This window comes from Aeribacillus sp. FSL W8-0870 (assembly GCF_037963755.1).
GTDB classification, from domain to species: domain Bacteria; phylum Bacillota; class Bacilli; order Bacillales; family Aeribacillaceae; genus Aeribacillus; species Aeribacillus composti.
Window position 1 is genome coordinate 3,869,854 of sequence record NZ_CP150165.1, and the last position, 22,105, is coordinate 3,891,958.

Annotated in this window: 24 protein-coding genes; 1 reads left to right on the plus strand and 23 read right to left on the minus strand. The window is 41.5% G+C overall.

The window, feature by feature from the left end:
- Positions 1-208: 208 nt before the first annotated feature.
- Positions 209-1,072 (minus strand): M23 family metallopeptidase, encoded by an 864-nt coding sequence (locus NSU02_RS18615; protein ID WP_144597825.1) that lies wholly within the window; start codon positions 1,070-1,072, stop codon positions 209-211.
- Between the two features lie 134 nt (positions 1,073-1,206).
- On the opposite strand from NSU02_RS18615, the gene NSU02_RS18620 reads away from it, so the two are divergent.
- The gene (locus NSU02_RS18620; RefSeq protein WP_339193578.1) at positions 1,207-1,647 is read left to right on the plus strand and encodes a VanZ family protein; all 441 of its coding nucleotides are present in this window, start codon (positions 1,207-1,209) and stop codon (positions 1,645-1,647) included.
- Positions 1,648-1,818: 171 nt separating this feature from the next.
- Here NSU02_RS18620 and spoIID read toward each other — a convergent pair whose 3' ends face one another.
- From spoIID to NSU02_RS18730, 22 genes are all read right to left on the minus strand, one after another.
- Positions 1,819-2,838 (minus strand): stage II sporulation protein D, encoded by a 1,020-nt coding sequence (gene spoIID, locus NSU02_RS18625; RefSeq protein ID WP_063389007.1) that lies wholly within the window; start codon positions 2,836-2,838, stop codon positions 1,819-1,821.
- Positions 2,839-3,031: 193 nt separating this feature from the next.
- Positions 3,032-4,345 carry a UDP-N-acetylglucosamine 1-carboxyvinyltransferase gene (gene murA, locus NSU02_RS18630; RefSeq protein WP_339193579.1) on the minus strand — a complete coding sequence of 438 codons (1,314 nt, stop codon included), beginning with the start codon at positions 4,343-4,345 and terminating at the stop codon, positions 3,032-3,034.
- Between the two features lie 32 nt (positions 4,346-4,377).
- Positions 4,378-5,112, minus strand: coding sequence for a YwmB family TATA-box binding protein (locus NSU02_RS18635; RefSeq protein WP_339193580.1), 735 nt, complete (start codon positions 5,110-5,112; stop codon positions 4,378-4,380).
- 112 nt (positions 5,113-5,224) lie between these two features.
- Positions 5,225-5,455 carry a DUF1146 family protein gene (locus NSU02_RS18640; RefSeq protein WP_162877012.1) on the minus strand — a complete coding sequence of 77 codons (231 nt, stop codon included), beginning with the start codon at positions 5,453-5,455 and terminating at the stop codon, positions 5,225-5,227.
- A gap of 384 nt (positions 5,456-5,839) precedes the next feature.
- Entirely contained in the window at positions 5,840-6,253 is a 414-nt protein-coding gene (locus tag NSU02_RS18645; RefSeq protein WP_063389011.1) for a F0F1 ATP synthase subunit epsilon, read from the minus strand.
- 28 nt (positions 6,254-6,281) lie between these two features.
- Positions 6,282-7,700: a F0F1 ATP synthase subunit beta gene (gene atpD / locus NSU02_RS18650; RefSeq protein ID WP_339193581.1), complete on the minus strand. Its 1,419-nt coding sequence runs from the start codon at positions 7,698-7,700 to the stop codon at positions 6,282-6,284.
- A gap of 36 nt (positions 7,701-7,736) precedes the next feature.
- Positions 7,737-8,594 carry an ATP synthase F1 subunit gamma gene (gene atpG / locus NSU02_RS18655; RefSeq protein WP_066251293.1) on the minus strand — a complete coding sequence of 286 codons (858 nt, stop codon included), beginning with the start codon at positions 8,592-8,594 and terminating at the stop codon, positions 7,737-7,739.
- A 90-nt stretch (positions 8,595-8,684) separates the two neighbouring features.
- A complete protein-coding gene (gene atpA / locus NSU02_RS18660; protein WP_063389014.1) occupies positions 8,685-10,193 on the minus strand; it encodes a F0F1 ATP synthase subunit alpha in 1,509 nt (502 codons plus the stop codon).
- 15 nt (positions 10,194-10,208) lie between these two features.
- On the minus strand, positions 10,209-10,748 hold the full coding sequence (locus NSU02_RS18665) for a F0F1 ATP synthase subunit delta (RefSeq protein WP_063389015.1): 540 nt from the start codon (positions 10,746-10,748) through the stop codon (positions 10,209-10,211).
- Complete coding sequence (gene atpF, locus NSU02_RS18670; protein ID WP_082830384.1) at positions 10,745-11,209, minus strand: F0F1 ATP synthase subunit B; 465 nt, start codon at positions 11,207-11,209, stop codon at positions 10,745-10,747. Before atpF ends, NSU02_RS18665 begins: the two co-directional genes overlap by 4 nt.
- A 281-nt stretch (positions 11,210-11,490) precedes the next feature.
- On the minus strand, positions 11,491-11,703 hold the full coding sequence (gene atpE / locus NSU02_RS18675; RefSeq protein ID WP_063389017.1) for a F0F1 ATP synthase subunit C: 213 nt from the start codon (positions 11,701-11,703) through the stop codon (positions 11,491-11,493).
- A gap of 69 nt (positions 11,704-11,772) precedes the next feature.
- Positions 11,773-12,483, minus strand: a complete 711-nt coding sequence (gene atpB, locus NSU02_RS18680) for a F0F1 ATP synthase subunit A (protein WP_066251301.1) — start codon at positions 12,481-12,483, stop codon at positions 11,773-11,775.
- Between the two features lie 6 nt (positions 12,484-12,489).
- Positions 12,490-12,873 carry an ATP synthase subunit I gene (locus NSU02_RS18685; protein ID WP_063389019.1) on the minus strand — a complete coding sequence of 128 codons (384 nt, stop codon included), beginning with the start codon at positions 12,871-12,873 and terminating at the stop codon, positions 12,490-12,492.
- Between the two features lie 2 nt (positions 12,874-12,875).
- Positions 12,876-13,103, minus strand: a complete 228-nt coding sequence (locus NSU02_RS18690) for an AtpZ/AtpI family protein (protein WP_094244712.1) — start codon at positions 13,101-13,103, stop codon at positions 12,876-12,878.
- A 183-nt stretch (positions 13,104-13,286) separates the two neighbouring features.
- Complete coding sequence (locus tag NSU02_RS18695) at positions 13,287-15,533, minus strand: S8 family serine peptidase (protein ID WP_339193582.1); 2,247 nt, start codon at positions 15,531-15,533, stop codon at positions 13,287-13,289.
- A 276-nt stretch (positions 15,534-15,809) separates the two neighbouring features.
- Complete coding sequence (gene upp, locus NSU02_RS18700; RefSeq protein ID WP_063389021.1) at positions 15,810-16,439, minus strand: uracil phosphoribosyltransferase; 630 nt, start codon at positions 16,437-16,439, stop codon at positions 15,810-15,812.
- Positions 16,440-16,626: 187 nt separating this feature from the next.
- The gene (gene glyA / locus NSU02_RS18705) at positions 16,627-17,868 is read right to left on the minus strand and encodes a serine hydroxymethyltransferase (protein ID WP_311066659.1); all 1,242 of its coding nucleotides are present in this window, start codon (positions 17,866-17,868) and stop codon (positions 16,627-16,629) included.
- A gap of 502 nt (positions 17,869-18,370) precedes the next feature.
- The gene (locus NSU02_RS18710) at positions 18,371-18,919 is read right to left on the minus strand and encodes a TIGR01440 family protein (RefSeq protein ID WP_063389023.1); all 549 of its coding nucleotides are present in this window, start codon (positions 18,917-18,919) and stop codon (positions 18,371-18,373) included.
- A gap of 12 nt (positions 18,920-18,931) precedes the next feature.
- Positions 18,932-19,378: a ribose 5-phosphate isomerase B gene (gene rpiB, locus NSU02_RS18715; protein WP_063389024.1), complete on the minus strand. Its 447-nt coding sequence runs from the start codon at positions 19,376-19,378 to the stop codon at positions 18,932-18,934.
- A 16-nt stretch (positions 19,379-19,394) separates the two neighbouring features.
- The gene (locus tag NSU02_RS18720) at positions 19,395-20,690 is read right to left on the minus strand and encodes a methyl-accepting chemotaxis protein (protein WP_066251307.1); all 1,296 of its coding nucleotides are present in this window, start codon (positions 20,688-20,690) and stop codon (positions 19,395-19,397) included.
- Positions 20,691-20,706: 16 nt separating this feature from the next.
- Complete coding sequence (locus NSU02_RS18725) at positions 20,707-21,111, minus strand: low molecular weight protein arginine phosphatase (RefSeq protein ID WP_063389127.1); 405 nt, start codon at positions 21,109-21,111, stop codon at positions 20,707-20,709.
- Between the two features lie 263 nt (positions 21,112-21,374).
- Positions 21,375-21,920, minus strand: a complete 546-nt coding sequence (locus NSU02_RS18730) for a manganese efflux pump MntP family protein (protein ID WP_063389026.1) — start codon at positions 21,918-21,920, stop codon at positions 21,375-21,377.
- Between the last annotated feature and the right edge of the window lie 185 nt (positions 21,921-22,105).

Here is a 22,105-nt window from a genome sequence, read left to right on the forward strand (position 1 = left end):
CGATAATCGCTTCACATTATGTTTTTAAAAAATGTTTCGGCAAGCCTGCTTTCTCGCTTGCACCTTACCGTACGTTGTTTCTTGTACCGTTTATGAAAAATTTTTCGGTCTGTTCTTTATGAAAATTTCAGCGCCTATGCTCATTTAATTTTTACCAGATATGATTTAGACAAAAAAAAACCTACTCGTTTGAGTAGGATTGTATTGGTTAAGGTTTAGTTGTAGAATTATCAGATTTTTCTTGTTCTGAATTTTCTTTTGACTGAGATTGTTCTTCATCAGGCTGAGTTTCATCTGATGGGGCTGTTTCGTCTGAAGTAGCTTCCTCTCCATCTTTATTATCTTCTTTTTGTGCTGCCCCGTCAGAAGGCTCTTCAACAGATTTTTCAGTTAAACTTGTTAACGGCTCGTCCATGTAGTTTAATGGATTGTAGGCTTTACCGTCTTTGCGGATTTCAAAGTGAACATGGACGCCAGCGTCTTTATTGAATTGGTTTTTCCCAGCTTGTCCGATAATTTCTCCTTGTTTAACTTTGTCGCCGACCTGTACTTTCGTATCGGCAAGCGATTGGTAAATGGTTTTTACACCGTTTTCATGTTCAATTTCTACGACATATCCTAAAAGAGAATCTTTTTCAGCTTTTGCAACCGTTCCGCTTAAAGATGCAGTGACTTCAAATGCTTTTCCATCATTTGATGCGATATCGATACCTTGGTTTGGATGGTATGTGTTATTATGGAAGACAAGTGCCGTTTCTTGTTCTTTTTCTGAAGCATTAAAGTCATAAAAGTTTGTTACTACCTTCACAGCATCAGGATCGATGGCCGGCATTTTGAAGTTTTCGACGGATTGATTTACTTCCACCGATTGATCTTCATTATAGGAAACGTCTGTACCATCGTCCGTTGATAAATCGTTTGCATCATTGTTGCGGATTGCTTGATACCATAAAACGGCTGTTAAAATAACGGCTGCACTGACTAAATAAATAGCAGGAAAAACCCATTTTTTTCTGAAAAACTGTTGGAACTTCGAGCCTTGAGAAGTACGTTTCTTTTCTTCCTCTCTCATTGTTCATCACCTCAGCAACCATTGTGAACAAGTTTGAGAGAATCTATACATCAAAATAAAATTTTTTCTTTTATTTTTTGCTATTTGTTTTTTTCTATGCATATTGTTGAAAAATATTTGAAGGAGTTTGGATCATGAAGAAGTTTGCGGTATATGTAATCAGTATTTTACCGATTATGTATATGGCGGTCATTTGGATCTTGTCGAGCTATCCAGCTGACACTTTCGTCAAAACGCCGTTTTCGTTCGACCATTTATTGAAAGAGTCGCTTCATCTCATTGAGTTCGGAATTCTTTATTGGCTTTTCATTTTCGCCTTCGCTGTCCATGAAAAGCTTACAGAAAAATTAAGTTTCGCCTCAGCGATGATCGCTGTTTTTTACGGGCTGTGTGATGAAATTCATCAATATTTCGTTCCCTCAAGATCTGCGACAATCATTGATCTTATTAAGGATACAATCGGTGTTTTCGCATCCTACTATATCGTCAAAATCTTTTATTTCCAAAAAGACGAATCGAAGCTAAAAACGTTTTTTTGCAAATTAGCAGCATTAAAAAGATCCCAGCGCTTTTAAGGCTGGGATCTAAAAAAGAATTTATCGAGTCGATCAATATTTCATTTAGTTCGAAATGAAGTTGGCAGCTTAATGGCACTATCAGCGGTTTTCCTAAAGAAAAACAAAATGAGTGTGAGAAAACCGGCTAATAGGGAGATTACCGATTTTCTCACAAAACGCACCGATTTTTTATTTTTTCGCCATATATTTTGATAAAAACGGGTTAGCTTGCGAAATTTCAATTCCCTGGTAGTAATGTGAGACAATCTCTTTATAATTTTTCCCTTCCTGCGCCATAAAATTGGCACCGTACTGACTCATGCCGACTCCGTGTCCGTATCCTTTTGTCGTAACAATAATTTGGTCGCCTTTCAATGTCCACGAAAAATCCGTTGACCTTAGACCTAGCTTTTCTCTTATTTCCCTTCCAGTAAACTTTTTCCCGTTAATTTCGACTAGAGCGACCCTGTGTCCTGGCGTCCTTTCGATAATTTTTCCAATTGAATTGCCTTTCCCTATTTTAATCCCTAATTTTTGTTCAAACTCTTGAACGGTGAATACCTCCCTGGCGAGAAATTTTTCCGATTTCTCATCCCAAGGGCTTTCCACGCTTTTTAAATAAGGAAGGGCGTTCGGCCAAATGGCCTCCGAATTTTCCGTATATCCATTGCTCGTTGAAAAAAAAGAAGCATCAATCGGCTTGTCGTCATACGTTAAAATTTGGCCTCTTGTTTCGGCAACAGCTTCTTTAATCTTTTTTATTTTCCAATCAAAATCTTTTTTCCAAATTCTCCTTAATTCTTCTTCATTTTTATAAACTTGATGGAGCTCAGTATCCGTGACTACCGCTCCTTCGGGAGAGCCGACATTTTGGCCCGTAAACAGCTCTTTCACGATGTACGTTCTAGCAGCTAAAGCTTGAGCCTTTAACGCTTCTTTTTCAAATTCTGCGGGCATCTCGGCGGCGACAACACCGACCACATATTCTTCAAGCGGAACTTCATCAATTTTTTTTTCTTGGGAACGATAAATCGGTACAGAAACTTTTGATTCCTTTTGTAGCACATCCGTTGTTTTCTTCTCGGCTAGTTCCTCGCCAAGCGTAGCTTTCGTCTTTTCGGCAAACGGGGCTACCAGCAAACTTGGCACCATCAAAATAATGAAAAATATTGCTGCAAAAAAAAGAAAGAACGGTTTCACTCGTTTCATATTACAGCCCCCATTTCTTTTATCGCTGACTTCAGTAAAGTTTATGGGGAAGGACAACCTTTTATGACTGAAATCGGAGATGCTGTTTGCAGGGGGAGTTTTATGTATAAAACGAAAAAATATGAAAAAAATAAGCGGGTAATACGAAAAAGAAGCTAGCATCTCCTAAAAGAGGCTAGCTTCTTTTGTGAAATTATACATTTAAATTCGTTGCAACGGCTTGTTGTTCAATTGCCGGGATGTCTGCTTCATCATTGACGCGTTCAATATCTGCGCCAAGTTCTTTTAACTTCTCATGAAAACGGACGTAGCCGCGATCTAAATGCTTCAGCTCCGTAACCCGTGTATACCCTTCTGCAGCAAGCCCGGCTAAAATTAATGCAGCTGCCGCTCTTAAATCGGTTGCCGTTACTTCTGCACCTTGAAGCTTTACAGGACCGTTGATGATACAAGAGCGGCCTTCGATTTTAATATCTCCGTTCATACGACGAAATTCTTCTACGTGCATAAAGCGGTTTTCAAATACCGTTTCGGTAATTACGCTAGTTCCGTTTGCCTGAAGCAGCAGGGCCATCATCTGAGACTGCATGTCAGTAGGAAAACCTGGATGAGGCATTGTTTTAATATCCACTGCCTTCAATGTTTCCGGACCAATGACACGAATGCCTTCTTCTTCCTCGATAATGGTTACGCCCATTTCTTCCATTTTCGCAATTAATGATGTCAAATGCTCCGGAACTGCTCCTTTTACAAGGACATTCCCTTTCGTAATGGCAGCAGCAACCATAAATGTTCCTGCTTCAATACGATCTGGAATAATTAAATGCTTTGCACCGTGCAAGGAATCTACACCTTCAATTCTGATAGTACCAGTGCCTGCGCCACGGACATTTCCGCCCATTTTGTTTATAAAATTCGCAAGGTCGACAATTTCAGGCTCCTTTGCACAGTTTTCGATTACAGTTGTTCCTTCTGCAAGTGCGGCTGCCATCATAATGTTTTCTGTTGCGCCGACACTTGGGAAATCCAAATAAATTTTGGCTCCGCGAAGTCTGCCATTCACTTCTGCATCAATAAAGCCGTTGCCGACTTTTATCGTTGCACCCATCGCTTCGAAGCCTTTCAAGTGCTGATCAATCGGACGGGATCCGATGGCACATCCTCCCGGCAAAGCAACACGTGCACGGCCTTTGCGGGCAAGAAGAGGTCCTATAACAAGCACAGATGCACGCATTTTTCTAACATATTCAAATGACGCTTCCGTTAAAAGCTCTCCGCATGCATCGACAACTACTTGATTACCATCAAAACGAACCTCTGCTCCGAGATAGCGGAGAACTTCGTTTATCGTGTAAACATCGGAGAGCTTAGGAACATCACAAATTTCACTCTTTCCTTCACTAGCTAATAAAGATGCAGCGATGACAGGTAAAACGGCATTTTTGGCTCCTTCGATCTTTACTGTACCGTTTAACTTTCGACCGCCGCGGACGATGATTTTTTCCAAGGTATTCCCCTCCGCGTCCCATTTTCTCTATATTAATATTCAGTTGTAATAATAGGTGTTCCTACTGTTACAGTAGTTCTTTCGCCCATTCCTGCACTTCTGAGCGAAATTTGAATGTTCATCTTTCCATTTTTCGTTTTAATAGAATGATCCCAATCGTTTGTAAAACCGGATATGGAAACGAAGCGTTGCTCGTTTAAGCTTTCCACCGGTTTTGCATGAAACCTTTTTAAAAGGTTATTTGCCTCAAAAAACAAAACACCTTTCATCTTATCATCTGTATAGCCTTTGACACAAGTGAAAAATGTAGGATTTCCTGGAATTTTGTCGAAAATGTGACGGTTAAAATAGCGCTCCAGCTTCATCCATGCACGGCCATTCCAACGTTTCCCTGTTGCTTCATATATAACTTGAATTTTCGGGCTTGCTTTTGCATGAGGTTTAATAATTTGCAATGTTTCAGTGATCTGCTTATCGCTGTTGTAATAAGTGCCGGTCCACTTTTCAAAATTACCGTTTTCCAAGTAAGACCAATTAAATTGACGAAACTGTGTGTAGATTCGTTTCACTTTTTTGCTATTTTGGGGAAAAGAAAATTTTGCAAAAATTGACCATTCTGCCACATCTATGTTTTGTTGCTGAAATTGCTCCACGATTTCCTCTACGTGAATATCGTGTCTTTCAGCATTCGTTCGTTCTGTGTGCCAAGCTGACAAAAGAAAACCGAATAAAAATATGAAAATAAAGACAAAATATAAATTTTTCACCGCCATCACCCTTTCCTTATTAAAAGTGTTGCCGGAAAGGGTTTTGGCATACGTGGAAAAAGTCGTCAAGATTAGACAACAGCCTTTATGTATTCATTGTCCCTCGACATGTTTAAAAAAGATATTGCAGCTGCTGTGACCAAAAAAAATAGTTCAAGAAAAAATTGCTCACTGATGACGCAATGGCGATGGTCAATAAAATGAGCAAAAGCCTTGTCTCGACAACTCTTCCTTTACGAATGATTTTTTCAATTTGAAGAGCCTGTAAAGCCCGCCAAGTTAGAAAAATAAATACTAAATTTACTATGATGCTAATGAGCGCCTGCTGGCCTAGCCCCGCCACATTACTCCTCCTTCCGAAATCTTCCTTTCTTGTTTCACAAACCCACTTTATTATATAAAAATCTTTCCTATTCATGCACACTTTTTATTTGATTTTGTGAAAAACAATGGTTAGGCAGTTTTTTCATGTTGTTATTTCTTATAAATGAAGCATTCATTGATGTGGAATGTAGATAGGAGGTTAATTCGTTATTTTTTGATTTGCAGTTTTAGAGTTGAATGATGCGATTACATGTTGTCCATTTTTTGCTGTCAATAAAAGTAAGTTGCCGATTTTTTGCATCCAGGCTAGAGCCAACATTGCAAAATAGCCATGATCATGATTTCTTAGTTTTTTCAAAAAAGACGGCCCGAACTTAAGCGCCGGGACGTCTTAAATGAGAAATTAAAAGTTCTTTTTCGCCACGTTAATACGATTGATGGCACGTTGCAGCGCCAGCTCAGCACGTTTAAAATCTATGTCTTCCTGCCCTTGGCCTTTGCGCTGCAAGCGTTCCTCAGCACGTTTCTTTGCAGCTTCCGCGCGGGCAACATCGATATCTTCAGCTCTTTCAGCTGCTTGTGCCAAGATCGTGACTTTATCAGGGCGAACTTCCAAAAAACCTCCGCTGACAGCCACGAGTTCTGTATTATTTCCTTTTTTCAGCCGAACTGCGCCAATTGCAAGCGGCGCAACCATTGGAATATGACCAGGCAAAATTCCAAGCTCGCCGCTTTGAGCTTTGGCGCTGACCAATTCTATATCCGCATCATAAACTGGGCCATCGGGAGTGACGACACTGACTTGTACGGTCTTCATATTCAGTTCCTCCTAGGGTCCCAAAATATTATACTTCAACGCCCATTTGCTTCGCTCTTTCAAGGACATCTTCAATTGTGCCCACTAAGCGGAACGCATCTTCAGGAATGTGGTCGTACTTACCTTCAAGAATTTCTTTAAATCCACGTACAGTCTCTTTTACAGGCACATATGAACCAGGCTGCCCTGTAAACTGCTCAGCAACGTGGAAGTTTTGTGATAAGAAGAATTGGATTCTTCTAGCACGATGTACAACAAGCTTATCTTCATCTGAAAGCTCGTCCATACCAAGGATTGCAATAATATCTTGCAACTCTCTATATCTTTGCAATGTTGCCTGAACTTGGCGGGCAACGTTGTAATGCTCTTCACCGACGATTTCCGGAGCCAATGCACGTGACGTTGAAGCAAGTGGATCCACCGCTGGATAAATACCCATCTCTGACAGCTTACGGTCAAGGTTTGTTGTCGCATCTAAGTGTGCGAATGTTGTAGCCGGAGCAGGGTCTGTATAGTCGTCAGCAGGCACGTAAATCGCCTGAATCGATGTAACAGAACCTACGTTTGTTGATGTAATCCGCTCCTGCAATTGTCCCATTTCTGTCGCAAGCGTCGGTTGGTATCCAACAGCAGAAGGCATACGTCCAAGCAACGCAGATACTTCGGAACCAGCTTGTGTAAAGCGGAAGATGTTGTCGATGAAGAAGAGAACGTCTTGCCCTTGTTCATCACGGAAATATTCAGCCATTGTCAAACCTGTTAATGCAACGCGCATACGCGCTCCAGGCGGCTCGTTCATTTGTCCGAACACCATTGCTGTTTTGCTGATAACGCCGGAGTCTTTCATTTCAAAGTATAGGTCGTTTCCTTCACGAGTACGCTCCCCAACTCCAGCAAATACGGAAATACCGCCGTGCTCTTGTGCAATGTTATTGATCAGCTCTTGGATTAAAACCGTTTTTCCAACTCCTGCACCGCCGAACAAGCCGATTTTTCCACCTTTAATATATGGAGCAAGCAAGTCAACAACTTTGATTCCTGTTTCCAAAATTTCAACTTGTGTTGACAGCTGTTCAAATTTCGGAGCAGGCTTATGAATTGGATCCCGGCGCGCTTCCGCTGGAATCGGGTCTCCAAGGTCAATATGTCCCCCTAACACATTGAATACCCGTCCTAATGTGACATCTCCAACTGGCACGGAGATTGGAGCGCCTAAGTCTTCGACTTCCATTCCGCGCGTTACGCCGTCCGTTGAAGCCATAGCGATTGTCCGAACGGTGTCATCCCCTAAATGAAGCGCTACTTCCAACGTTAAATCAATGTCTACCTCGTTTTCATTGCGCGCTTTATGTGAAATTTTTAGGGCGTTATAAATTTCCGGCAAATGTCCGCTTTCAAACTTTACGTCCACTACCGGACCCATTACTTGAACTACGCGTCCTTTCATGTTCCTGTTTCCCTCCTAACGTACTGTTTCAGTGATCTATTCAAGCGCTGATGCCCCGCCAACAATTTCTGTAATTTCTTGCGTAATCGCTGCCTGACGAGCTCTGTTGTAGGAAAGAGTCAGCGTATTGATCAGTTCTTTTGCGTTGTCTGTTGCATTCTTCATTGCCGTCATTCTCGCAGCATGTTCGCTTGCTTTGCTGTCAAGCAAGGCGCCGTAAATTAAACTTTCAGCATATTGCGGCAAAAGCACTGCCAAAATGTCTTCCTGAGACGGTTCGAATTCATAAGACGTCATTTTTTTATTCGCAGCGATGTCCGAAAGCGGCAGCAGCTTTTTCTCCGTTACTTCCTGCTGGATGGCGCTGACATAATGGTTGTAGAACATATAAATTTCATCTACTTTTCCATCCTCGAACAGCTTGACTGTATTGGAAGCAATTTCTTTAATATCCGAAAAGCTTATATCATCGCCTAATCCGACAATTTCTTCAACGACAGGCATACCGCGTTTTTTGAAAAAATCGCGGCCGACCTTTCCGATGGCAATCACGGCGTATTCATCCGTCGAACGATGCCGTTCTTGAATCGTTTGATAAACGGCGCGCAGCACGTTGCTGTTAAACGCACCGGCAAGCCCGCGATCTGATGTAATGACAACGTATCCTGTCTTTTTGACCGGACGCTTTTCAAGCATCGGGTGGCTTACGTCCGTACTCCCAAGGGCGATGTTTGCCACAACTTCTTGAATTTTCTCCATGTAAGGCACAAATGACTTGGCGCTGGTTTCCGCCCGATTCAGCTTCGAAGCTGAAACCATCTCCATCGCCTTTGTAATTTGGCTTGTCTTCTTCGTCGAATTGATGCGTGTTTTAATATCGCGCAACGATGCCAAAGGTTCTCACCACCTTTTTGAAAAATAGCCGATCATGTTTTGAAAACGGCTGTGAAAAGAATCCCCGTATTTTCACAGCCTTATCGTTCTTTATTCAGAAACTGCAAAAGTTTTTTTGAATCCTTTGATGGCTTTTTCCATTTTCTCGTCTTCAGGCAGATTTCCTGTCGAACGGATTTCTTCAAGAAGCTCTTTTTCATTTTGATCTAAATAAGCATAAAATTCTTCTTCAAAGCGGCGAATATCCTCAACAGGAATATCATCTAAAAATCCTTTTGTTAAGGTGTAAAGGATCATGACTTGTTTTTCAACTGGGATCGGCTTGTTGATGCCTTGCTTCAATACTTCAACTGTACGCATACCGCGGTTTAACTTCGCCTGAGTTGCTTTATCTAGATCAGAACCGAATTGAGCGAATGCTTCAAGCTCTCTGTATGCTGCAAGGTCTAGCCGAAGCGTACCCGAAACTTTTTTCATCGCTTTGATTTGCGCTGCACCGCCGACGCGGGAAACGGACAATCCGGCGTTTACCGCAGGACGCACACCTGAGAAGAATAGGTCAGATTGCAAGAAAATTTGTCCGTCTGTAATGGAAATTACGTTCGTAGGAATGTAAGCTGAGATGTCGCCAGCCTGCGTTTCAACAAATGGTAATGCCGTCAAAGATCCGCCGCCTTTTGCATCGCTAAGTTTTGCTGCGCGTTCCAATAGACGGGAGTGCAAGTAAAAGACATCCCCAGGGAACGCTTCACGTCCAGGTGGACGGCGTAGTAATAGAGAAAGCTCACGGTAAGCGGCAGCTTGCTTTGAAAGATCATCATATACGATAAGGACGTGTTTTCCTTGGTACATAAAATATTCGCCCATAGATACACCGGCATATGGGGCCAAATAAAGCAATGGAGCCGGTTGAGACGCAGATGCCGTTACAACGATCGTATAATCTAATGCGCCGTGTTTACGGAGTGTTTCAACAACATTTCGAACTGTTGATTCTTTTTGTCCGATCGCAACATAGATACAAATCATGTTTTCTTCTTTTTGGTTAATGATTGTGTCGATCGCAATTTGCGTTTTACCTGTTTGACGGTCACCGATGATGAGCTCGCGTTGTCCGCGGCCAATTGGGATAAGAGCGTCGATCGCTTTAATACCCGTTTGCAGCGGTTCATGAACAGATTTCCGGTCCATGACGCCTGGGGCAGGGCTTTCAATCGGACGTGTTTTGGTTGTTTCAATCGGGCCTAACCCGTCCACTGGTTGTCCAAGCGGATTTACAACGCGGCCGATCAGCTCTTCTCCAACAGGAACTTCCATAATCCGTCCTGTTCTTCTCACTTCATCGCCTTCACGAATGTCTTTAAAAGGGCCTAAAATAACAATACCGACGTTATTTTCTTCAAGGTTTTGGGCTAATCCCATAACGCCGTTTGAAAATTCGACAAGCTCACCGGCCATGACATTGTCGAGGCCATGAGCACGTGCGATCCCGTCACCTACTTGAATAACTGTGCCGACATCGCTAACTTCTATTTCAGACTGATAGTTTTCAATTTGCTTTTTTATCAGTGCACTAATTTCTTCAGCTTTGATGCTCATGAGTTTCACCCCTATCTACGAACTTTTCGCTAAATTCCGCCCGATACGTTCGAGCTTACTCTTGATGCTACCGTCAAAAATACGATTGCCGATTTGAAGTTTCAGTCCGCCAATTAAGTTCTGATCAATGATGTTTGTGATCTTAAGCGATTTTTTTCCGACCTTTTGCGCAAATACTTCTGAAAGAGCCTGCTTTTCTTCATCCTTCAACGGACGGACGGAGTAAACCGTTGCTTCTGCTGTTTGCTGTTCTTCATTTGCAAGCTCCACAAAGTTATCTACAAGTTCAGGAACTAAGCGGATGCGATGGCGATCGATAAGCAGAAGAAGAGTATTGATAATTTCAGCACTCAATGAAGAAAACGCTTCATTGACCAATGATTTTTTATTTTCGAGCAACACCTTCGGATGCTCTAAAATTTGCAGCAATTTTTGATTTTCAATAAACACCTGCTTTACAATCCGCAATTCTTCTTCAAACTGCTTCACTTGATTTTTTTCCTTTGCAATTTGAAAAAGAGCTGACGCATAGCGCTTTGCCACTCCGCCAATCATAACTGTTCTCCTACCTCTTTAATATAATCATTGATCAGCTTCTCTTGCTCAGCCTCATTCAATTCTTTTTCAATCACTTTAGAAGCAATAAGAACGGATAATGATGCCACTTGATTACGCAATTCAGCAACGGCTTGCTCTTTTTCGTGTTCGATTTCTTTCTTGGCTGCTTCTTTCAGTCTTTCTGCCTCCGCACGAGCCGCTTGGATGATATCTTCTTTTTGCTGTTCGCCGAGTTTTTTCGCATTTTCAACAAGCTCCTGTGCTTCGATGCGGGCTTGCTTTAATAGCTCACGCTGCTCTTCGGCAAGCTTTTTGGCTTCCGCATGCTTTTCTTCCGCAGCGTTTATTTCATTTGCAATAAATTCTTCCCTCTGTTTCATAATGCCCATAAGCGGACCAAAAGCATATTTTTTGAGCAATGCTAACAAAACTAAAAATACAACGAGCTGAACGAGCATATCTCCTGCTGCGAAGCCTCCAGCTCCGAGGGCAAATTCAACTGTTAACACGGCTTCGTTTCACTCCCTTCAAAACTTCCGTTTTCCAACTACCGGCTATATTGGGACTCTGTTACCATTCACAACATAAAGGAATGGCGAAGATGCTTAAAAAACTTCGCCATTTCCTCTTTTTCACTTGCTGTCCTTTCGATTCGGACTTCACGCAAATTGATTGCATGCACTTCTAAAAAGCCTTTTTCCAACACCAATCTGGGCAAGGCTCTTTTGAAATTTTTGAATTATGCACCAAAAGCCATAAATGCAATAACAACCGCGATAATCGGAATCGCCTCAACCAACGCAACCCCGATAAACATAGTTGTTTGAAGCATACCGCGCGCCTCAGGTTGACGTGCAATACCTTCTACTGTACGAGATACGATAAGTCCGTTACCAATACCAGCACCAAGTGCCGCTAAACCAATTGCAATTGCAGCTGCTAATAAATTCATGAATAAAGTCCTCCTTTATTTGTTTAAAGATAATTTTTTACACAAACATAATGATGAAGTCATTTATTTTTAATGGTCATGGCTAACTTTATGCGCCATATAAACCATTGTCAACATTGTAAAGATAAAAGCTTGGATTGCACCTACAAAAATACTGAATGCCTGCCACGCCATCATCGGAATAATTGCCCCGAGGAAGCCAAATGCTCCGCTAGTTGCCAAGCTGACAAGCAGACCTAGCAAAATTTCCCCAGCATAGATGTTACCGTAAAGACGAAGACCAAGCGTCAACGTGTTTGCAAACTCTTCAATAATTTTAAGCGGGAACAAAAACGGCAGTGGCTTGAAAAAGTCGCTTCCATAGGCGGAAAAGCCCTTTAATTTAATCCCGTAATAATGCGATAAACCGACGACTAAAATGGCCAGTGTCAGCGTTATAGTAGGATCAGCCGTAGGCGATTTCCACCAAAGTTCATGGTCAACAACGATAGCGAATGGTAGACCAAGCATGTTGGAAACAAAAATGTACATGATGAGCGTCATTCCTAATGTAAGGAATCGGCCGCCTGTCTGCCAGTCCATCGTGCTGTTAATAATGTTTTTCACAAAATCCATGACCCATTCCAAAAAGTTTTGCATGCCCGTTGGCTTCATTGCCAAAGAGCGGGTCGACAATACGGCGATGATAAATACAATTGCGCTAGAAACAAGTATCATCAAAATATTGGACAAATTAAATTCAAGCCCTAATAATTTTACTATCGGCGCTTCGTGACCCAACAAAATTCACCTCTCTTCCCAAGCTTGTCCGCAAATGTATAGAATAGAATCTATCATAATGACAATATATATTGTCATTAAACCAATAACCACGCTAATTAAATGGAAATGTTCAGGGAATTTGAGTGCGATTAATACCGCCAATCCTGCGGCTGCCATCCTTGAAACCGTTCCAAGCGAACGTGCTGTACGGCCTTCTTCAATTGCTTGCTGTATTTGCTTTGATTTACGCACTAGTATCCATAAATTATAGAGGCTAAAGCTTGTACCAAGGGCAAGACCGAGGAAAATATCTTGATAAGGAGTAAACCCCCACGCTAACACATAGATGGCAAGCAAAAACAGCAAATATTTTTTGCTGCGCACAAACAATTTTTCTATACGATCCATAGTTACCGTTCATTCTCCTGAAAAAAATGTTGGACTAATCTCAGCATCGCAATTATTCCCGCAGCCAGTCCAATTAGAAGACCGATGATCAAAAAAACGGGTTCTGTATGCAAATGTCGATCAAGCCATCTTCCTGCAAAAATCCCAACGAGCACTGACCCTGCCAAATAGGAAAGAATGGCGGTCATTAAAGCGTATGCTCGGAGCGGATGGTGCTCTTTTTGCCGCATTGGGTATGTCCTCACAATATAAAATTACCTTATATTTCATTATGTTAAAAGGCTGTTGAAAACCTTATCATCCCACCCCGTTTAGCATACAATAGGCACCAATCAATGTCAATCTGTTTCACGTCAAAAGTTGAGCTATTTGTTAAGAATATCACAATTTGTTCACAAATATTTTTGGTGCTTCTATTGACTTTTTAATATTTTTTTATCTAAAATGATTGTCGTTTCATAGCTGCTTTCTTCCCCGTCTTTTTTTGCAAAAATAAGCGCTTTGTAAACGCCGTTTGGAATGTCCTTAAATTGCCCGGAAATGTCTCTTTTCAACAAACCTCCCGGAATATTTCTTTGCCAGTCTAAAAAGCCTTTGAATGTTAAAGTGTCCGGATCATACAGGGCAATCCCGAATTCATCCGCCCCTTGCGGCAAATAAAGCTCATAATGGTACATATTCCCTTGATCGGCAAGCCCAAATTCAAATCCCATGATTTTTGGATAATTCGGTTCGCCAACAACGAATAAATATGGAAGGCGGATTGTCTGGCTGCCGGCTGTTACAACAAGAGTCCCGTCATACAATCCTTCCCTCAATGATTTTGGTGCAACATCAATCGAGACGGATACTTCTCTTTTCCCGTTAGCAGGAACCTTTACGGAAATAGGGAGCTGCCATTGAACCCCTTTTTGATAATGCGGTTTAGAAAAAACAAACGTTTTTTCTTGATCGGAGAGATTTTCAAGAGTTAACGTGATCTCTTTCTTTTTCCTGCCGATATTTTTGTGAAATTGACCGAATGATAGAGATGCCGGATAAATGAGAGCTCTTGTCTGAACAGCCGATAAAATATCGATTCTTCCCGCCCCCTGCTCAAACACCTTGTACAGCCTTCCATTTTGATCATAAAGCGGTTTAGCAGTATTCATCATAGCTGCTTTTATTTGTTCCGGCGACCAATCTGGATGCTTTTGTTTGATCAATGCCGCTGCACCTGCTATATGCGGAGCAGCCATGCTTGTTCCTTGAAGAGCCATATACCCTTTAGGTATTGTGCTGTCAATTGCTACACCAGGCGCGACAAGATCGGGCTTCACTTCCCATGTGACTGTTACCGGCCCTTTTGATGAAAAGGGTGCGAGGCGATCTTGTTCTATCCGACTGGTTGTTTTGATGAACGATTTTTCATTCAATTGTTTGCGCAGCCATTCGCCATCTTCCTTTGAGATGGAGACAACAGGAAAGTCCAATTTTTCTTCTAAATTGCCGGTAAATCTCCCTTTCATGTTGTTGTAAATAATCAACGCTTGGGCTCCGGCTGATTTTGCATTTTTCGCTTTTTCGGCAAACGTGATTTCCCCGCGCTTCACCAAGGCTATTTTTCCTTTAACAGAAGGTTTAAAGTCTTTTTTCTCCCCTAAGCCTGCATATTCTATTCGTCCTCTAATTGTTGTCCAAGGGGCAGAATTGAACAAAGAGTCAGCTGGCATTTTCTTTTGAAATCCTGAAAGGGTTAAATACTTTACGTCAAGCGGCGGTGTCGATGCGCCGACGGAAATTGCTTTGCTTGCAGTGCCAGGCGAACCGACGGTCCAAATGTTAGGACCAGAGTTTCCGCTTGATACAACTGCAGTTATCCCCTCTTCAACGGCTCGGTTTAACGCCAGGCTTGTCGGATAATCCGGGCCGTTCACATCATTGCCAAGAGAAAGATTTACGATATCTACCTGATCCTCAATCGATTTTTCAATCGCTGCAATAACTTGGTCTGTCGTCCCGTATCCATGAGGGCCAAGCGCTCTATAGGCAATGATGGAGGCATCCGGAGCAACCCCTTTCAATTTTCCATTTGCGGCTATAATTCCTGCTACGTGAGTGCCGTGAATTGTCCTCGAATTGTCTTTCGCGACTGTTTCCATTGGGTCTTTGTCTTGATCTACAAAATCAAATCCGCCTTGATAATTTTTTTGTAAATCTCGGTGGTTGTAGTCGATCCCCGTATCTATAACAGCTACTTTCACTCCTTTTCCCGTCAATCTTTCATCCTTCGCGTCAAAATAGCCGCGTGCATCGATGCCGCCTATAAAAGGAACACTTTCTTCAACCGTTGCTTGAAAAGTCGTTACAGGCTCTGCATGTTCAATGTAAGGCTCTTTTACTAGCTGATCTAGGTCTCTTTTTTTCCCTTTTACGGAAAATCCGGTAAACGTTTTTTTATATTCCCAGCAAATGTTTATTTCCGGATATTTTTTTTGAATCAACTCTTTTATTTTTGAAAGGTTCTGATCTGACAAAACAATGATCATTGTGACTTGTTCATCAGCATTCTCTTCAGGGATTTGCGGATGTTCGGGGAAGGTCTTTGCAAAAGCAGTTACATCAAAAACGTGGAAAATGAAGACAAAAAGCAAACAAATTCGTACTGAAGGGTTTCCCATTTCTATCACCTCAGCACTTATTGTTCGCTATGAACATCAGTTTATTGCATGAAAAAAGTCGTTTTAAGGGAAAAGTGAGAAATTGATGGAACTGTTTAATAAGTCGTTTTTACGGCTTATTGACGCCCATTAATGTTTTAGAAACGTTGATATATCGATGTTTATGATTTTGTGTTTTCAAATGGGGATTTGACTTTCTGGACAGCTCCTTATATTAATGAATTTTTCATACTATACAAAAAAGAAAGAGAGGGCACTTCACTTCGCCCTCTCCTGTTATTTTGTACCAAATAAACGGTCTCCTGCATCTCCTAAACCTGGTACGATATAGCCATGGTCGTTTAATTTCTCATCAAGTGCGGCAATGTAAATATCGACATCTGGATGAGCTTCTTCCATTGCTTTTACCCCTTCAGGAGCAGCTACTAGACACATGAAACGGATATTTTTTGCACCGCGTTTTTTTAGACACTCTATTGCTTCAACTGCTGAACCGCCGGTAGCCAGCATTGGGTCAACAACGATGAAATCCCGCTCTTCCACATCAGAAGGAAGTTTTACATAGTATTCTACAGGCTTTAATGTTTTCGGATCCCGATATAACCCGATATGGCCGACTTTTGCGGCAGGAATCAGTTTCAAAATGCCGTCAACCATTCCTAGCCCCGCACGTAAAATGGGAATAACCCCAAGTTTTTTTCCTGACAAGATTTTTGTTTTCGCTACTCCTACCGGGGTTTCTACTTCCACTTCCTCCAGCGGAAGATCTCGTGTTATCTCAAACGCCATTAATGTAGCAATCTCATCCACAAGCTCTCGAAATTCTTTTGTTCCGGTTTTTTTATCGCGAATATAGGATAGCTTATGCTGAATTAACGGGTGATCAAATACAAACACTTTGCCCAAGTTTCACATCTCCTTTTCTTTTGCCTCAATAGATTTTACAGAAAAAATTTTTGAGTTTCAACATTTTCATCAACCTTTTTCGACAACATTCCAAACGATGAAATCCATTTTAAATAGTTTTAAGAGGCAGAAAATTAAAATAAAAAAAAGCGTCCGAAGCATGTGGCTTCGAACACTCAATATTTCCTCAATAATTTGGGTAGAGCGGGAATTTTTCTGTTAAAGCTTGCACCCGTTTTCTCGCTTCTTCCAATTTAACTTCGTCTTGATGGAATTTCAATGCAAATGCAATAATCGATCCGATTTCATCCATTTCTTCCAAACCAAAACCGCGGCTTGTGACAGCTGCCGTTCCAATACGGATTCCGCTTGTAACAAAAGGCGATTCAGGATCGTATGGAATCGCGTTTTTATTCACAGTAATGCCGATTTCGTCCAAAACATGTTCAGCAACTTTTCCTGTTAATTGCAGGTTGCGGACATCAACTAAAATCAAATGGTTATCTGTTCCTCCAGATACTAAAGTCAGTCCTTCTTCTTTTAATTTTTCTGCCAGCCGCTTCGCATTGTTGATAATGTTTTGCGCATATGTTTTAAATTCTTCTTGTAAAACTTCTCCCAATGCTACCGCTTTTGCTGCAATAACATGCATTAACGGACCGCCTTGAATGCCTGGGAAAATGATTTTATCAATTTGTTTTGCAAATTCTTCTTTGCATAAAATCATTCCGCCTCTTGGACCGCGAAGTGTTTTATGCGTCGTAGTTGTTACAAAATGGGAGTACGGCACAGGATTTTGATGAAGACCTGCAGCAACAAGGCCGGCAATATGAGCCATGTCAACCATTAAGTAAGCTCCCACTTCATCAGCGATTTCCCGAAACTTTTTAAAATCAATTTCACGAGGATAAGCGCTGGCACCAGCAACAATGATTTTCGGTTTATGCTCAAGAGCTTTAGCTCGAACATCATCATAATCGATAAGATGAGTGTTAGGATCAACACCGTATTCAACAAAATTAAATTGCATTCCGCTGAAGTTTACCGGACTTCCATGCGTTAAATGGCCGCCGTGAGACAAATTCATTCCGAGAACAGTGTCCCCATGATTTAAGACAGCATAGTAAACAGCCATATTGGCTTGAGAACCGGAATGCGGCTGAACGTTTGCATGCTCAGCTCCAAAAATTTTTTTCGCCCGTTCGCGAGCTAAATCTTCCGCAACGTCAACATATTCGCATCCTCCATAGTAGCGACGTCCCGGATAACCTTCTGCATATTTATTTGTTAATACAGAACCTTGGGCCTCCATTACCGCTTCACTGACAAAATTTTCTGACGCAATCAGTTCGATTTTCGTACGCTGGCGCTTTAATTCGTTCTGTATCGCTTCATATACTTCAGGATCCTGTTGTTGAATATATTTCATGAAATGTTCCCCCTCTAGTCTTTCATCGATTGAACGGCACAGGCGAGCGACAAAATCGTCATGCCGATCTACTTATTAATCAGAATAACCGTATTGATCATCCTTTGGCAACCCTTTTCTTTTATGTAAGCGTATTCTTCCCAAACTTTTTTTGGCATGAATAGTTTTTAATTCGGAATTTCTTAAAACCTCGATTCTGCCTGTATACTTAAACTATCAGTTCGTAAAATGAATCATGTCTTGTACAACTCGACCAACGGAGCTTCTATACCTAGCTCAATGCACAGAGTCGTCAAGCAGGAAATGATCGGCAACCTGTATTTTCACTAAACAAAATCGCATCAAAGTTTGATACGACTTTTGCTTACAATTTCTAAAGATGGAGGGGCCCCGATACTTCAAAGAAATGATGTGCATGTTTTTTTTCGTTCCGCTCCACTTCTTTTATAAAAAATAGCAGCACAAACCATGACGTAAGTTCGCACTGCTAATATTCGAATGTTTATTTTGTATAAACTGCCCGCGCACCGCCGATAAGCTTCGGCCGGCTAAAAGCTAAGTTTACATGGGCTTGTCCGACTTGCTTGACCGAACTTCTAACAGGGACAGCAACATGCTTTAAATGCATGCCAATAAGTGTATCTCCGATGTCAATGCCTGCATCTGCCTTAATAAATTCAACAACAACCGGATCCCTCATATGCTCATAAGCAAACGCTGCCATGGAACCGCCTGCTTTCGGGATTGGGATGACAGAAACGATTTCGTAATTGCGCTTTTCTGCTGTTTCCCGTTCAACGACAAGAGCGCGATTCAAATGCTCGCAGCATTGAAAAGCGAGCTCTACACCTGTTTCTTTTTGAAATTCCGATAATGCAGAAAATATCATTTCGGCAACATCCGTATTTCCGGCAGTGCCGATTTTTTCTCCGATTACTTCGCTCGTTGAGCACCCTATGACAATCAGCTGCCCTTTTTGAATTGGTGCTTTTTCTTTAAAATCGGCCAGCACTGTTAAAAGCTGTTCCCGGTATTCTTGCAATTCCGGCATTCGATCATCACCTTATAAATGGGTTTCTTCATATTTTGAAATTTTTTCTATTCTATTCGCATGCCTGCCTCCCACATATTCAGTTGTTAGCCACGTTTTCACAATTTCGCGGGCAAGTCCCGGCCCGATGACACGTTCACCCATTGCAAGCATGTTGCTGTCGTTATGCTCCCGGGTTGCTTTTGCGCTAAACACATCATGTACAAGGGCGCAGCGAATACCTTTTACTTTATTGGCCGCTATTGACATTCCGATCCCTGTTCCGCAAATTAAAATACCGCGGTCAAATTCGCCTTTCGCGACTCGTTCAGCTGCCGGCAATGCGTAATCAGGATAATCAACTGATGTCCCACAGTCGCAGCCAATATCTTCGTATTCGATATTCATCTCGTCAAGCAATTTTTTGATTTCTTCACGTATGTTGACCCCTCCGTGATCTGAGGCAATTATGACTTTCACTAGATGCTCCTCCTTTTTATTTTTCATAAGTAAATCGATCGATTACTTTCTTTAGCTGCTGAGCGCTTGCTTCAAGCTCTCTCGTTAATTGATTAATGTTAGAAATATTATCAGCTTGTTCTTGTACAGATGAGGCCACTTCCTGTGCACCAGCAGATGTCTCTTCGGCAATCGCTGCCACTTCTTCGGATTGCGCTCCTGTTTGTTGAATGCTTTTTTGCTGTTCGTCCATCAGCTCGCTGATCACCTTAACCGCTTCGGCAACATGCAAAATCGATTTCGACATCTCGACAAGAATTTTCTCTGTTTCTTTCCCTCTTTGCGCTTCTTGTCGAGCTGTTTTCACTTGATCTCCAATCTGTTCAACAACATTGCTTACTTCTTTTTGAATGTTAGAGATCAGCTCGGAAATTCCTTGAACAGCTTTGGCGCTTTGGTCAGCAAGCTTTCGAACTTCTTCCGCAACGACAGCAAACCCTCTGCCGTGTTCACCTGCTCTTGCCGCTTCAATTGACGCGTTCAGCGCCAGCAGGTTTGTTTGATCGGCAATATCGCCGACAAGGGATACAATAGTCTCCACCTTTTTGGCATTTTCTTCAAGACGCTGTACCGCCAAAATAGATTGCTCGTTTTTTTCGGCCAACGATTGAATCCCTTTAATTAAAGATTGAAATATCTTTTTGCTTTGGTCAAGTGATTGAACCATTTCATTAGCCATTTTTTCGGATACTTTTGCTTTTTCTTTTACCTGACTAGCAAGCTCTACCGTATCTTCCACCGCTTCTGCTGTTTCCTGAATAGCAGCCGCCGATTGGTCGGCTCCTGTTGAAATTTCCTTAATCGTATATGAAATGCTTTCAGCTTGTCTTGTTGCCTGTTCTGTTGCAGCATGTATTTGTTTCACCTGCTCATTTGTTTGCTCAAAATTTATTTCAATGTTTTTCACCATATGTCTTAAATTGGAAAGCATTTCATTAAAGGCTCTGCTTAAGGACCGAATTTCATCATCTGATTTGATGTCAGGAACATTTACGGAAATATCGCCATCGGCCGCTATAAGAGCAGCCTTTTCAAGCCGCTTTAGCGGAGAAATAAGAAATCCAGCTGCAATAGCTGTTAAAATCCCTGACCATATGATTCCAAGAGTCAACGTCAAAATGGTAAAAGATGTTCGGTCAATATATTGTTTCACATACTCGTATACAACATAAATGAAAAATCCGCTTGTTGAATATGTAATAAGAGCAACAATCGTAATAAAGATGACGATTTTTAAACGGATGCTGAATTTGTATCGATTCTTGTTTTTCACAGAGTCCACCTGCCTGCTAATTTGTTTCTAATTTTGAAATAAGCTTTTGAAGCAATTGCTCCAGCTCTTCCCTTGTTTTTCTGTACTTTTCCACGGAACTGCCAAACGGATCGGTAATATCACGTATCTCCTCATCTTTTCCAACAACGAACTCGCTTACCGTAAATGTTTTTTCAGCTGCTTTAGGAAAAAATTGGCATAATATGTTTTTATGATCTTTAGTCATCGTAAATACATATGTTGCCCAATCGATATGTTCTTCCGTAAGTTTTGAAGCACTGTGCTCAACATGTATTCCCTTTTCCTCCAGCACTTTTTTTGCATTTTCCGAAATTTTCTGCCCATCCAATGCAAACACGCCTGCTGAACGAACGTTAAATCCGCCGTTTTTTTGCAAATGCTTAAAAATAGCCTCCGCCATCGGGCTTCGACATGTATTTCCGGTGCAAACGAATAAAATATTTGTCACAAGGTTTTCTCCCTTCTATCTCTCCCTTTTGATGTTACCTTCATTATAATCAAAAAGTTCGAAAGAATGGAAACCATGAGGAATTTTTTTTATTTTTATTATCGACAAAAAGTCACAATTTTTTTGCATAATAGGCATATTTAACCAAAAAAATTAACAAAAAAAAGCACGTCCAATGACTGTGCTCAAATGACTGGTTTAGACAATACAGCTTTCTACATTGAAAATAATAATTTCAAGCCAAATACAAGCAAAATGCTGCCGCCAAAAGCTTCACTATATGTGCCGAACCAATCTTGAACCCGTTTGCCGATCAATAACCCGCTCCAAGTGAGCACCATGCTCATAAAACCAAACATTACGACGGTTAACAAAACCTCCGCTCCGTAGATACCTAGACTTAATCCTACCGAAAAACTGTCTAAACTGACGCTCAGCGCAAAAAGGAACAGGCCGATGCCGACCGGTGCAATGAAAGGCGATTCATCGCGTTTAAAAGACGAATAAATCATTTGAATTCCTAAAAGAGTGAGCAGACATCCTCCAATATACATGGCAACTAAACCAAACTTTTCCGATAGTACTTTCCCCAAGACAATTCCGATAAGCGGCATGATCATATGAAAAATCCCAATGTATATACCGATGTCAAAAATTTGCTTCCATCGCAAACGAACTAAGCCCATCCCAAGGCTCACTGAAAAGGCATCCATCCCTAATGCAAATGCCATTAAAAATAAAGTTACTATTTCTGCAGCCATATAGATAACCTCCCCCGGACACGCATATTGAACGATATGCACGTCAGAGGGACATTATGACAAAGAATGGCGCCCGGTTCATTGATCTCTGTTTATTTAACTGCGCGATCTGTTTCTGCCTATGCGTGCGATGGCAGATGAGCCTTTACCATTTTTATATTTGCTTTTGATCTGTCAATTCCGCC